The organism is Bordetella sp. MIP270_01_BMS, assembly GCF_054958705.1.
Genome location: NZ_CM143297.1, coordinates 2814177 through 2828009, shown reverse-complemented (window position 1 = coordinate 2828009; position 13833 = coordinate 2814177). Strand labels below are relative to the sequence as shown.

The window sequence follows — 13833 nt, the reverse complement described above, 5'->3', positions numbered from 1 at the left end:
GTGGGGTATTAAGCAGTGGGGTTGTACGCGCCGCGCAAGGCCGCTTCGCCATTGGCGGTGCCGCCGCCGACAATACGGTGAGGCAGGCGCACCGACGCTGGAAGTTCGCCTTGCAGCCGGGCCAGCAACAGGGCGCAGGCCGTGGCGCCGATATCGCGGCTGGGCTGTTCGACCGTGCTCAGCGCGGGCACCATCATGGCGCCTATCCTGACGCCGTCAAAGCCGCACACGGCAATATCCTGCGGCACGCGCAGGCCCAGCAGCGACAGTTGCGCAATGACTGACGCAGCCAGCAAGTCGTTCGAGCAGAACAGTGCGGTGGGGGCGTTGCGGCGGGCCAGCAGCCCGCGCAAGGCGTCTGGGCTGGCCTCGGTGTGCGCGTCGACTTCGAGGTGCATGACGGCCGGCAGCCGCAGCGCGCGTGCGCAAGCACGTGCACCCAGCAGTCGGCGGTGTGCGCGGTCGGATGCCGCCAGCGGGCCGCTGACAAAAGCGATGCGGCGGTGCCCCAGGTCGACCAGGCGCGCCACCATTTCATGGGCTGCCGCGCGGTTGTCCACCGAAACAAAAGGGTGCGCCGCGGATTCGTTGTAGGCCAGCACATGCGGCATGCCGGCGGCGTCCAGCGCACGCAGGGTTGCGTTGCGAGAGGCGTTTCCCACGGTCAGTATCAGGCCGTCGATCTGGTGGTCGATCAGGGCTTGCACCGAGGCGGACTCTACCGAGGGGTCATAGCCTGTGATGCTCATCATCACGCTGTAGCCCGCGGCGCGCGCATGCTGTTCGGCGCCTTCGAAGCAGTCGGCGAAAACGGGGTTGGTAAGCGTGGGCAACAACAGCCCGATGGTGCGGGTACGTCCGGCCCTGAGACTGCGACCCACACGGTTGGGCCGGAAGCCGCTGCGTTGCGCCACCGCTGCGATACGCGCCCGGGTTTCGGGCCGCAGCAACTCGGGCTGGTTGAAGGCGCGCGATACCGTGGCCGGGGACACGCCCGCCTTGCGGGCGATTTCCAATATCGACGGACGACGGACGGTTTGGTCGGGCACGATGGGCAGCTACTTGAAAACGATTTCATTCTAGGGGTAAAGCATGACAGCCAGATGTCAGCGGATAAGGTATCGTGATTTGAGCGCCACGCCAATGACTGTAAGTGGTGCAGCGCCGCAATGATGGTCATGCGCGGCCGCTATGAACAATGACATCGATCAGGCAGGGGCCGAGGCAATGGCTGTTGAGTTGAATCGCTTGAGCGCGGTGCAGGCCGCGGGCCTGTTGGCGCGCCGCGAGTTGAGCGCCGAACAATTACTGCGCGCCTGTTATGCGCGTATCGAGCAGCGTGACCCGGCGGTACACGCCTGGGCCGCGGTAGACCAGGCGCAGGCACTTGCCTATGCGGCTGAACTCGATCGCTCTGCCATACGCGGCGTGCTGCATGGCCTGCCGATCGGCGTGAAAGACGTTTTCGCGACCTGCGATCTTCCCACTGCTTGCGGATCTTCCATTTACGAAGGGCATCGGCCGCCGTTCGACGCCGCCGCGGTGGCGCTGTGCCGCGAGGCGGGTGCCGTGGTGGCCGGCAAGACGGTGACCACCGAATTCGCCACTTACCATCCCGGGCCCACCCGCAACCCTCGAAACCTGGCCTATACGCCCGGCGGCTCGTCCAGTGGGTCGGCCGCGGCGGTGGCCGATGACATGGTGCCGCTGGCGCTGGGCACACAGACCGCCGGCTCGATCATCCGTCCCGCTGCGTACTGCGGGGTGGTGGGATACAAGCCGTCATTCGGACGCATCGCGCGCTCGGGGATGAAACATGTGGCGGAATCGCTCGACACGGTGGGCGGCTTTGCACGCAACATCGATGATGTGGCCCTGCTGGCGTCGGTGCTGATGCGTGACCCTGGGCTGCGCGACCTCGATTACGACGCGCGGCCGCGCATCGGCATGTTCCGGCCGGCGCAATGGCGCCATACCCTGCCCGAAACTCGCCTTGCCTACGAACGCGCGGCGGCCGTGTTGTCGCGCGCCGGAGCGCACATCGGCGAACTCGACATGCCACCCGAAACGTGTGCCCTGGTGCAGGTGCAGGCAGACATCATGAGCGTCGAGGCGGTGCAGGCGCTGGCCTTCGAGCGCACGCACCATTGGGACAGACTGAGCCCGTCGTTGCAGGCCCAGTTGCAGGCCGGCAGCCAGATCAGCGCGGAAGATCACCGGCACAACCTCGCACGGGCGGCGCAGGGGCGCGCGCAGGCTGCGCTCTGGTTCGAACAGTACGATCTTCTGCTGGCCCCGAGCGCCAGCGGCGAGGCGCCGCTGTTCGAACAGGGTACGGGCGATCCCTTGTTCTGCCGGGTGTGGACGCTGATCGGCGCTCCTTGCGTGCATCTGCCTTTCGAGAGCGGGCCGCAGGGCTTGCCGGTGGGTCTGCAGGCCGTAGGTGCCCCGGGCGATGACCGCCGCACCCTGGCCATTGCCCGTTGGGCATTGAAGAGACTTCGGCCCGGATCCGACGGCTGACGCCCGCTTAAACCGATCCCAGGAAGGCCAGCAGTTCGCCCAGGTCGGTAGGCTTGGTGAAATGCCGGTCGAACCCGGCCTGCGTGCTGCGCGCAATATCTGACGGCGCGCCATAACCGCTCATGGCGACGATCTTCATCGACTCGCCCCAGGGTTCGGCGCGCAGGCGGCTGCACACGGTATAGCCGTCGAGCTTGGGCATGCCTATATCGAGCACGGCCGCATCCGGCCGGTGCTGCCGAGCAGCGGCCAGCGCCTCTTCGCCATCGCCTGCCAGCACCACCTGGTGTCCGTCCATTTCCAGAATGGCGGCCAGCGTTTGCGCCGCGTCGTGGTTGTCGTCGGCCAACAGCACGGTCAGACCCTTGGCCTGCGACATATCGCCGTCGTTTTCGGCATCGCTGTCGGGCGAGGCGGGTGGCGGCGGCTGGATAGGCAGGCGCACCTGGAATTCCGCGCCGTGGCCCAATCCGGCGCTGTGCGCCTGCACCGTGCCGCCATGCAGTTCTACCAACCGCTGCACCAGGTAAAGCCCGATGCCCAGTCCGCCCTGGGAGCGTTCCAACGAACGCTCGGCCTGAAAAAACAGCTTGAACAGCTTTCCCAGGTGACAGGGGTCGATACCGATACCCTGGTCGCGTACGCGTACCAGCGCGCGTTGGGACGCATCGATCTCGGCATCGATATGAATCGTCCCGCCCGCTTCGGAGTACTTCGAAGCGTTGATGATCAAATTCGCGAATACCTGGGCCAGCCTTACGGCATCGGCCTCGAGCCGTACCGGCGCGGCCGGCAGATTCAGCGCCACCCGCTGTTGTTTGGCGTTGACCAGCGGGGCGCAGGTTTCAATGGCCTGTTGCAGCACGGTGCACAGCGTGGTCGGTTCAGGTTTGAGCGTGACCAGCCCGTTGCCGATGCGGCCGACGTCCAGCAGGTCGTCGATGAGCCGGGAGAGGTGGTCGACCTGGCGCAGGATCACCGCGCCCGCGTCGCTCAGTTTGGCGTCGTGTTCGGACCTGCGGCGCAGCAGCTCAGCGATATTGCGCACCGGCGCTAGCGGGTTGCGCAGCTCATGGGCCAGTTGCGCCAGGAACTGGTCCTTCTGGCGATCGGCCTCTTTCAGGTCGTGCTCGGCCAGACGCTGGTCAACCAGGTCGGCGGCCTGGCGCGCCAGCAGATCCAGGTGACGCAGGTCGCGTTCGCAGGGTTCGCGCGGCTCGCGCCAGTGCGTGGAGATCATTCCGATCACGTCCCCCCGCCGCGAAATGAGCGGGGTCGTCTGCACGGCAAGGATGCCGAGGCTCAGCGTGGTGGCCAGATCGTCTGAGCTGGCCATGTAATCGCATTCACGCACATCACTGACGAACACGCGCGACCGTGTACGCAACGCTTCACCACAGGCGCTATGCGACTCCACCGTGACCCATTCCCAGAACTGCCGGGCTTCGTCTGAAAACCCCTTGTCGGCCAGCAACTGCAGTTCGCCGCCATTGCCGCGGTCGGCGTGCAGAATCTGCATGCTGGCATAGTCGGCGCCCATGATGCCCGCCGCTGCTTCGGCAATTTCGTTGTACAGGGAATCGTCGTGGCCCGATGCCAGCAGTCGCATGCCCACTTGCTGCAACAGGCGCGTGTCAGCCAATTCTGCTTCCAGCTCTTCGCGGGCACGACGCGCCTCTTCCGACGCACGTGTCTTGACGACCGCGATGCCAGCCAGCCGTGCGCCGAAATCGGCCAGTGCAAGCAGGTGCGCCCAGTTTCGTTCGGGGCGGGTCAGGCCCAGGAAGAACGAGCCTACGGCGGTGCCCTGGGCGTCGAAAATAGGGGTGGAAAGACAGGCGCGCAGGCCGGAATCCAGGGAGGCCTCACGCCACGCCGACGACCACCGCAGATCGTGCGCGACATCGGCGCAGTAGATCCGCGTACTTTGCTGGATCGCCGCCAGACATGGGTTGCCCGTCGGTTCGGCGCCGTGGGCGCCGGTCACTGCCTCGATATAGCGCGCAGGAAGGTGCGCGGTGAAGACTTGCTCGACCGCCCGGCCGCCGGCCCGACCCAGCAACACGCCGGCTCGCACGTCGGGATCGAGGTCGGCCGCCGCTGCGGTGAGAGCGACGAGAGAATCGCGCAGCGAGGATCCGGTGGCCACCAATTCCAGAAGGCGGCTCTGCTGCACGGCCAGGGCCGCCGACGACGCCGCGCTTGCGGTATCAGCCGGCGGAAGCGCGGGCTGAATCGGTTCCCGCGCGCTGAGCGGAACTGAGGACTTAAACATCGATAGGCTTCCGGCACTTGGGCTGCAATAGCATATCAGCCCATCCGCAAGTCGCGTGCCTGGCCGGGTCCGCCCCAGAAAAAAGGCCTGCCGGGCGGGCAGGCCTTGCGCTACTAAGGTACGGATCAGGCGGCCTGGACGGCTTCGCTTTCGCTCGACACGGCCACGCCGTTAGACAGGTGCCGGTTGACCGCGCTCAGTACGGCCTGGAACGAGGCGGTGACGATGTCGCGGTCGATACCTACGCCAAAGCCCGTGGGCGAATCGCCCACTCGCACCTCGACATAGCTGGCCGCGCGCGTGTCGGTGCCGGTGCCGATGGCGTGCTCGTGGTAGTCCATGATGCGCACGGGTACGTCCAGCGCCGCGACGAACGCCGAGATGGCGCCGTCGCCAGTGCCACTGAACGTACGGCGTTCGCCGTTGTATTCGAGCTCGACCTGGATGCTGAACTGCTTGCCCTGGCCCGCGCTGGGGTCGCCGTCGATGCGATGGCGTACCAGCTTCCAGGGGGTTTGCTGCTCCAGGTATTCGCGGCTGAAGATCGTGTGCACGTCGTCGGCGGTGACTTCACGGCCGGTCTCGTCGGTGACGCGCTGGATGGCGCGGCTGAACTCGATCTGCAAGCGTCGCGGCAATACCAGGCCATGCTCCTGTTCGAGCAGGTACGAAACGCCCCCCTTGCCCGACTGACTGTTGACGCGGATGACGGCGTCGTAGCTGCGGCCGAGGTCGGCCGGGTCGATAGGCAGGTACGGCACTTCCCAGACGGCGTCGGGCTGCTGCTGAGCAAAGCCTTTCTTGATGGCGTCCTGGTGCGAGCCCGAGAACGCAGTGAATACCAAGTCGCCGGCATACGGATGGCGCGGGTGTACCGGCAGCTGGTTGCAGTACTCGGCGCAGCGACGCACTTCGTCGATATCGGAAAAATCCAGGCCGGGATGCACGCCCTGCGTGTACAGGTTCAGCGCAAGGGTCACCAGGTCGACGTTGCCGGTGCGTTCGCCACTGCCGAACAGGCAGCCTTCGATGCGGTCGGCGCCGGCCATCACGGCAAACTCGGCGGCGGCCACGGCCGTGCCCCGGTCATTGTGCGGGTGCACGCTCAGCACGATGCTGTCGCGGCGCGCCAGGTTCTTGTGCATCCATTCAATCTGGTCGGCGTACAGGTTGGGGCTGGTCGCCTCGACCGTGGCGGGCAGGTTCAGCACCATCTTGCGCTCGGGCGTGGGCTGCCATTCATCGGCCACGGCGTTGGATACTTCCAGCGCGAACTCGGGCTCGGTGGTGCTGAAGACTTCGGGCGAATACTCGTAGCGCCATTGCGTTTCGGGGTGCTGGGCCATGTAATGCTTGACCCAGCGCGTGCCGGTGACCGCGATCTGCTTGATTTCGTCCTTGGTCATGTTGAACACCACCTTGCGAAACGCCGGTGCGCAGGCGTTGTACAGGTGAACCATGGCTTGCTTGGCGCCGGCCGCGGCTTCGACGGTGCGGCTGATCAGGTCTTCGCGCGATTGCGTCAGCACGATGATGGTGACGTCGTCAGGTATGCGTTTTTCGTCCACCAGCTTGCGCACGAAGTCAAAGTCGGTCTGCGAAGCCGAAGGAAAACCCACTTCGATTTCTTTGAACCCGATCTTCACCAGTTGCTCGAAGAATCGCAGCTTGCGTTCGACGCTCATGGGCTCGATCAGCGCCTGGTTGCCGTCGCGCAGGTCGGTGCTCATCCAGACAGGCGGCTTCGTAATGCGGCGGCTGGGCCAGGTGCGTTCGGAAAAGTCACGCGCGAAGGGCGCAAATGGTACGTATTTGGTGGCGGGGTTGGCAAGCATCAGTACACCTTGATCAATATTCCCGATGTGGGCGGGATGAACTTCCGGGTTTGGTTCCGGGGAACCCTGTTCGGCCGGCCTGGATGAGGGTCCGGGGCCGTCAGTGGCCATGGAAGGGCCGACTGGGTCAGGCAATGAACAGGGAACAGGCTTGTGGCGAGCGTGGCTGCCGAGCTACCACAGGGCGCTAGGCCCGGCAACCGATCGGTAGGTATAGCGATAGCGCGATGAGGGGAAGGCGCGCGCGCAGGCCGGCACCCGGAGCGCTGATGCGTCCGGAGGCAATCGCGAGGGGGAATCGGATTTCGGCCATAAGACGTTAGTCAAACATATTTTCGGGCGCAATGCAATGCCCAGGGCCGCACGCGCGGCGCGCATTTACAAATTCGGCTCTTTGCGTTCGCTGGCCAGCCGGGTGTCGGCCGACGGCACCGACGCTGGGTGTGCGCCGCTGCGGGCCGGTGTGCCCGCCAGTGCAGAGGCGGGGGATCGGGCGCCACGGCCGTCGAGGATGTCGCCCTGCTGGCGGACCAGCTCGAGCTTGTCGATGCGGCTGTGGCGCAGTTCAGTATGGGCCTGGCGCAGGTCGCCCACGGTGAAGGGTTCGTCTCGGCTGCCCCACACCCAGCGCAGCACGGCAATCGTGTCGTCGGACAGTTGCGCGGCAAGCGCGCCCAGTTCGTCGGCCGGTACGGCGCGCGCGCGCGCGGCGGCAACGTCGGCGGCGACCCACCCGCGGGCAATGAAGAATATGATCAGCGTCCAGATGACCACCACGCCCCACCAGACGTACGGATTGATGCGCGCCAGAAAACCGGTGGTCTGCTGACCCAGTGCCTGCAGGCTGTCGAACGACAGCGCGCGCCCGAAGTCCAGCAGCCATGAAGCCAGCAGCAGCCATACGATGGCGGCGACCACCAGCACCAGGGCCCGGATCAGCAGCCGCGGCAATGCCAATTTGAGCAGGGTCTGGCCGATAAGGCGGCAATCTTGCCGGACGCGTTCGGGCGGGGTGCGATTCATCATGCAAAATATTGTACCTATGACTAGGCCCGCCCTCGAACTACGTACCGGTCAGCACCTGACCCTGACCCCCCAGCTGCAGCAATCCATACGATTGCTGCAGCTTTCGACGCTGGATTTGCAGGCGGAGATCGCTCAGGCCCTGGCGGACAACCCCATGCTCGAGCGCAACGAAGAACCGTCGGAAGCCGAACCCGAGGCGCCCCCCGAGCGAGAAACCAGCCTCGAAGACGAACGGTGGGACGACGCAGGCCCTCGCGTGGAAGAAATGCCTGGCGCGGGCGGGGTATATGCCGATGACCGGCTCGACGGCCCGGACACGGCGCGCAGCGACACCCTGCGCGAGCATCTGCTGGCGCAGTTGGGGCTGACGCGCGCCAGCCGGCGCGATGCGGCGCTGGTGGCGCTGCTGATCGACGAGCTCGACGAGAACGGATACCTGGCGTCGCCACTGGAAGAAATTCTGGGCTGGCTGCCGGCCGAGGCCGAAGCCGACCTGGACGAATTGCGCGCCGCGCTGTGCCTGTTGCAGTCATTCGATCCGCCCGGCATCGGCGCCCGCGACATGGCCGAATGCCTGGTATTGCAATTGCGCAACCCCGACCTGACGCGCATGCCCGAGGCGGCCTCGCCCACTGTGCTGGCCTGTGCGCGACGACTCTGCGCGGATCACTTGCCGCTGCTTGCCAGCGGCAACGTGGCGAGGCTGCGCGATGCGCTGTTGTGCGATGAAGCCACCACACGAGCTGCCCATGCGCTGATCCGGCGGCTGGACCCGCGCCCCGGCCGGGCCTGGACCGTGCCGGCGGCCGACTACGCGGTGCCCGACGTCATCGTGCGCAAGACGCGGCTGGGGTGGCAGGCCATCCTGAATGGGGCCGCGGTACCTCGCTTGCAGGTGAACAGCCTGTACGCCCAGTTGCTGGGCAACCAGCGAGAGGCGAGCCATGCAGGGCTGCACGCCCAGCTGCAGCAGGCGAGATGGATGATACGCAACGTCGAGCAGCGCTTCGACACCATTCTGCGGGTGTCGCAGGCGATCGTGGCCCATCAGTCGGCGTTCTTTACCGACGGGCCCGCCGCGATGCGGCCGCTCACCCTGAAGGATATCGCCGGCGAACTGGGTCTGCACGAGTCCACCATTTCGCGGGCCACCACCCAGAAATACATGCTGACGCCGTTCGGCACCCTGGAACTCAAGCACTTCTTCGGCAGCGGCGTAGCCACCGATGCCGGCGATGTGGCCTCGGCCACTGCCGTGCAGGCCTTCATACGGCAGCTGGTGGCCGACGAAGACCGCGCCAAACCCCTTTCCGACAATCAGATCACGCAGCGGCTGGCCGACCAGGGCATCGTAATTGCCCGCCGCACCGTGGCCAAGTACCGCGAAGCCTTGCGCATCGCCCCGGCCAGTCTGCGCAAGGCTCACGCCGCACGCTAGCCTTCTCGCGTAGAGTGCGCAGTCAGCCCGGCCCGCGGTCGCGATTGGAAGTCGCAGGTCATTGGCTGAAGTAGCGCTGCTCGGAGCGAAATGCGCCTGTACTTTCAATGCCGCTGTACGACCGCGGCTCATGGCGGCTCGAGTCTGCAATGGCACCGCGATAACCTGGCCGAATCACGTATAGCGGGGCTGCGGGTTGCCCCTGCCTGGTCGGGGGGCGGCGCCGGATGGGAAGCGCGCATGCGCTAATTGTCCCTATTTTTCAAGTGCTTGAGACAGGATGGTGGGCCGGGGCGGCTTGCATTTACGCAAATAAGTCACGATAATTATTCTCATGTACATTTGCGTATGCAACGCCGTCACCGAACGCCAGGTCCGCGCCTCCGTGGACGCAGGCGCCACGACGCTATCCGATCTGCAATTCGAGTTGGGCGTAGCCACCTGCTGCGGCTGCTGTGCTGCCATGGCCACCGAATATCTGCCGGGCGGGCGTTGCTCGAGTATTTGCAATGTGCAGTCGGATGCCATGGCGTCCGCGCCAGCGGCCGCAGGTTCGGCCGTGGAACCCGGCGCCCCGGCAGCCAACGCCTTCCCCATCGCCCTGGTCGCCGCGGCCTGAGCCCGGCCGCCTCGCGTTGCCTCTTCTTGTCACCCCCTTGAAGCCCATATTGGGACGGCCGATCAGGCCGCCCCCTGTCGCGTTGTGCCAGGCCAACGATTTTGGTGTTGCGTCGTGCGCCGCAAACTTGCGACTTCGTGCGGTTTATTGCGGCGAATATCATGCTATTTCGCCGCTGTTTCAGTTCCAGGCCGCGGCGCAACGCCATGCATGGCGTACGCGGGGGGGCGGGCCATCCAAGTCACATACTCATTCTCATTAGATTCCAGGTTCCCGCTTGCGCTTGCAAAGCCATTTACCAAATGCGGCGGAGAGCTAGCCCTGGCAGGTGTGCGGTGTTAGCCTGCCACCGTGGCGTGCGCGTTGTGAGCGCACGCAGGGGTGCGGGTGTCGCACCCCCGATCAAGGAGTTCATTATGAAAGGCGACAAGACTGTCATCCAGTTTCTTAACAAGCAACTGACCAACGAGTTGACGGCCATCAACCAGTATTTTCTGCATGCACGCATTCTGAACCACTGGGGTCTGAAGAAACTGGGCAAGCACGAGTACGAAGAATCGATCGGCGAAATGAAGCACGCCGACCGCCTGATCGAACGCATTCTGATGCTGGACGGCTTGCCCAACCTGCAAGACTTGCACAAGCTGCTCATCGGTGAAGACGTGCCCGAGATCCTGTCCTGTGACCTGACGCTCGAGCAAGGCGCGCAGGCTACCGTCAAAGACGCGATTGCGCACTGCGAATCGGTGCGTGACTACGTCTCGCGCGACCTGTTCCAGGACATTCTCGACGACACCGAGGAACACATCGACTATCTTGAAACCCAGATTGAATTGGTGGCCAAGGTAGGCCTGCAAAACTATCTGCAAAGCCAGATGGAAGTCGAGGACTGACCGCCAGGGCCTTGACCCGCGCTCAGATACAGGCCCGCTCATGCGGGCCTTTCTCATGGGCGAACGCCCACGCGGACCGGCAACCAAGGCGAGTTGGGGGCTGCTTTGCCGGCACCTCAAGCGGGCGCGCGTGGCGGCGGGCTCGCCGAAAGCGCAGGGTCTGCGTGCCGCGCGATGGCCATTAATGAAAAAGGCGCCCTGGGGCGCCTTCTGCGGTAGTTTGCCGCCGGTCGCCAGCGTCAATCGGGCCGCCGAGGGCATTCGGCGATGGTGCCCCAGGCCCGGTTCGGGCCGCAGTATTTGTACCGCGCGTTCCAGGAACAGGTGGGCCGCTCGAAGAAGCCCTGCGTGGCGCAATGCGCCAGTTCGCGCTGCAGTTCCTGGCGCCATGCGCCGCTGCCGCCTGCCTGGGCGGGCGTCCGCGCATTGGGTGCGGTGACTGGCGGATTCACCGCGTAGGCTTGTTGCTCGGGCGGCGGTGCAGTGGTGATGGGCGGCAGCGATTGCAAGTCGAGTGTCGTGACATCCGATGTGCCCGAGGGCAGCGGCACGCCCGACGTTGCAGCCAGTTCGCGTGCTTCGTCCATGCTGATGTTGTCGCGCGAGATGTGGACCGAGGGGTCGGTCGTGGTGTCGAACAGCGAGACGGTGGAGACGGTCCAGTTTGCAGCGGGCGGCTTGTCGGGAACGCCCAGCGTGCCGTTGACCAGGGGCTGGGGCGGCTGCGCCACATATGGCTTGCCATTGGCGTCGAGGATGGGTTCCTGGGACACCAGGCCTTCCTGGCCAGGCGCGGCCGTGGCCTTGGGCGCGTGCGCCACCAGCCAATCGCCCAATTGGATTCCGCCCCAGGCCGCAACGCCCAGTGCCAGCAGAAGCGTTGCGAATAAAACTCGCCAAGACATTGCTAACCTCAATTTTGCGGCGACCCGCCCGACCTAGGCATGGCTGCCGAAAACCTGGCCGCCATGCTCGCGCATGGCGTGGAATTTCACATCCGGATACAGGTCTTCGGCCACGCGCAGCTGCGCGGGCGAACTGACAAGAAATGCCGCCGCATCCACCACATCATAGGCGATGTGCGCCGCGTTGGCATCCATGAACTTGCGCAGGGCGCGGGGGTTCTCCGAGGTAATCCAGCGCGCCATGGTGTAGCGTGAAGGCAACATTCGGGCCTCGACGCCGTACTCGGTTTTCAGGCGATGCGCGACGACTTCGAACTGCAACTGCCCTACCGCGCCCAGCAGCAGCGTGCCGCCGGAGGCTTCGGGCCGGAACACCTGGATGGCGCCCTCTTCGCCCAGCTGCGTCAGGCCCACCCGCAACTGCTTGGTGCGCAAGGGATCTTTGACTTCGACGGCCTGGAAGAGTTCGGGCGCGAAGAAAGGCAGGCCGGTAAAGCGCAGGCTTTCGCCCTCGGTGAGCACATCGCCCAGCTGCAGCACGCCGTGGTTCGGAATGCCGATGACGTCACCGGCATAGGCTTCGTCGAGCAATTCGCGCCGCTGCGACAGAAATGACACCACGTTATTGGGGCGCATTTCTTTGTTGGTGCGGGCGACTTTCAGGCGCATGCCGCGTTCAAAGCGGCCGGAACTGACCCGCACGAAAGCAACCCGGTCGCGATGGGCGGGGTCCATGTTGGCCTGCACCTTGAACACCACGCCCGTGAACTTGGATTCTTGCGGCTCGACCACGCGCTCGAGCGCCTGGCGGGGGCCCGGCGGAGGCGCCTGGTCGACCAGGGCGTCCAGTACTTCCTGCACGCCGAAGTTGTTGATGGCCGAACCGAAGAACACCGGGGTCTGCCTGCCGGCCAGGAAGGCGTCGCGGTCGAATGCGGGCGCGGCTTCCTGGATGAGCTCGATTTCCCCGTGGGCCTGCTCGAAGGCCGAGCCGAAACGCTGGGCGATTTCCGGATTGGTCAGGCCCTGGATGATGTCGTCGTCGGCAGCGCGGCGTTCCTGGCCCGGACGGAACACGCGCATGCGGTCGCGGCGGATGTCAAAGACGCCGGCGAACGCCTTGCCCATGCCCACGGGCCACGAGAACGGCACGGCGTCCATGCCCAGGTGGCCTTCGATTTCGGACAACAATTCAAGCGGCTCTCGCACTTCGCGGTCGAGCTTGTTGATGAATGTGATGATGGGCGTGTTGCGAGCGCGGCAGACCTGCAGCAGCCGGATAGTCTGGGGCTCGACGCCGTTGGCGGCGTCGATGACCATCAACGCGGCATCGACCGCGGTGAGCACGCGATAGGTGTCTTCAGAGAAGTCCTGGTGGCCCGGCGTATCGAGCAGGTTGATGACGCAGTCGCGGTACTCCATCTGCATGACGGAAGACGCGACAGAGATGCCACGCTGCTTCTCGATTTCCATCCAGTCGGACGAGGCGTGCCGCGACGCCTTGCGCGCTTTCACGCTACCGGCGATCTGGATGGCGCCTGCGAACAGCAGCAGTTTTTCGGTCAGCGTGGTCTTGCCGGCGTCCGGGTGGGAAATGATGGCGAACGTGCGTCGCCTGGCGACTTCATTTGAAATGTTCATGGTTGATGCGATTTTACCGGTGCGCTCGCGCGCGCCGGCGCCGGACCGTCATGCCTGGCGACGGAAGGTGGCCAGGAAAGCGCCCGCGACAATGAAGAGCGAGCCGAAAATTCGGTTCATCCAGCGGATATGGCGCGCGTCGCGCAGCAGCCGCAGCACTTTGGCGGCAAGCAAGGTATACACCCCCATCGCCACCATGTCGGTGAACACGAGAGTGGCCGCGAGCGCCGCGTATTGCGGCGTCAGGGCCAGTGCCGGATTGACGAACTGGGGCACCACGGCAAGCAGGAACACCGTTCCTTTGGGGTTCATCAAGTTGACCAGGATGCCGCGGACGACCAATTCGCGCACGGAAAATTGCGCGGGGTCGCCGGTGTCGACGGCAACCGGCGCGGCGTCGGTGCGGATCTGGCGCCAGCCCAGGTAGACCAGGTAGGCCACTCCCAGGTACTTGACCACCGCAAAGGCGATCTCGGACGTGGCCAGCACGGCCCCCAGCCCGACGGCAACGATGACGAACTGCGCCAGGATGCCGATGATGAGCCCGGCCGTATTCCAGTAGCCGCGCGCGAAGCCGTACTTCAGGCCCGAAGTCATGGCCGAGATGGCGCCCGCGCCTGGTGAGAACGAGATGGCCCAGGAGGCCACGAAAAAGGTCAGCCAGGTCGAAAGCGTCAT

The 13833-nt window shown here is 65.1% G+C and carries 11 protein-coding genes; 4 read left to right on the top strand and 7 right to left on the bottom strand.

What is annotated here, in order from left to right; translation table 11 throughout:
- Positions 1-8: 8 nt before the first annotated feature.
- Positions 9-1049 carry a LacI family DNA-binding transcriptional regulator gene (locus ACV17W_RS13225; RefSeq protein ID WP_462592783.1) on the bottom strand — a complete coding sequence of 347 codons (1041 nt, stop codon included), beginning with the start codon at positions 1047-1049 and terminating at the stop codon, positions 9-11.
- Positions 1050-1227: 178 nt separating this feature from the next.
- On the opposite strand from ACV17W_RS13225, the gene ACV17W_RS13220 reads away from it, so the two are divergent.
- The gene (locus ACV17W_RS13220) at positions 1228-2523 is read left to right on the top strand and encodes an amidase (RefSeq protein WP_462596548.1); all 1296 of its coding nucleotides are present in this window, start codon (positions 1228-1230) and stop codon (positions 2521-2523) included.
- Positions 2524-2530: 7 nt separating this feature from the next.
- Here ACV17W_RS13220 and ACV17W_RS13215 read toward each other — a convergent pair whose 3' ends face one another.
- The 3 genes from ACV17W_RS13215 to ACV17W_RS13205 form a co-directional block, all read right to left on the bottom strand.
- Positions 2531-4798, bottom strand: a complete 2268-nt coding sequence (locus ACV17W_RS13215) for a hybrid sensor histidine kinase/response regulator (RefSeq protein ID WP_462592782.1) — start codon at positions 4796-4798, stop codon at positions 2531-2533.
- Positions 4799-4923: 125 nt separating this feature from the next.
- Positions 4924-6636: a 2-isopropylmalate synthase gene (gene leuA, locus ACV17W_RS13210; protein WP_462596547.1), complete on the bottom strand. Its 1713-nt coding sequence runs from the start codon at positions 6634-6636 to the stop codon at positions 4924-4926.
- 375 nt (positions 6637-7011) lie between these two features.
- Complete coding sequence (locus ACV17W_RS13205; RefSeq protein WP_462592781.1) at positions 7012-7659, bottom strand: hypothetical protein; 648 nt, start codon at positions 7657-7659, stop codon at positions 7012-7014.
- Between the two features lie 16 nt (positions 7660-7675).
- On the opposite strand from ACV17W_RS13205, the gene rpoN reads away from it, so the two are divergent.
- The 3 genes from rpoN (at position 7676) to bfr (ending at position 10609) form a co-directional block, all read left to right on the top strand.
- On the top strand, positions 7676-9097 hold the full coding sequence (gene rpoN / locus ACV17W_RS13200) for an RNA polymerase factor sigma-54 (RefSeq protein ID WP_462592780.1): 1422 nt from the start codon (positions 7676-7678) through the stop codon (positions 9095-9097).
- A gap of 334 nt (positions 9098-9431) precedes the next feature.
- On the top strand, positions 9432-9716 hold the full coding sequence (locus ACV17W_RS13195; protein ID WP_462592779.1) for a (2Fe-2S)-binding protein: 285 nt from the start codon (positions 9432-9434) through the stop codon (positions 9714-9716).
- Positions 9717-10132: 416 nt separating this feature from the next.
- Positions 10133-10609 (top strand): bacterioferritin, encoded by a 477-nt coding sequence (bfr, locus tag ACV17W_RS13190; RefSeq protein ID WP_462592778.1) that lies wholly within the window; start codon positions 10133-10135, stop codon positions 10607-10609.
- 239 nt (positions 10610-10848) lie between these two features.
- Here the strand turns inward: bfr and ACV17W_RS13185 are convergent, their stop codons facing one another.
- From ACV17W_RS13185 to ACV17W_RS13175, 3 genes are read right to left on the bottom strand one after another with little or no spacing between them, the layout of a single operon-like run.
- Positions 10849-11514 carry a hypothetical protein gene (locus tag ACV17W_RS13185; RefSeq protein ID WP_462592777.1) on the bottom strand — a complete coding sequence of 222 codons (666 nt, stop codon included), beginning with the start codon at positions 11512-11514 and terminating at the stop codon, positions 10849-10851.
- Positions 11515-11547: 33 nt separating this feature from the next.
- Positions 11548-13155: a peptide chain release factor 3 gene (locus tag ACV17W_RS13180; protein WP_462592776.1), complete on the bottom strand. Its 1608-nt coding sequence runs from the start codon at positions 13153-13155 to the stop codon at positions 11548-11550.
- 48 nt (positions 13156-13203) lie between these two features.
- Positions 13204-13833, bottom strand: coding sequence for a LysE family transporter (locus tag ACV17W_RS13175; protein WP_462592775.1), 630 nt, complete (start codon positions 13831-13833; stop codon positions 13204-13206).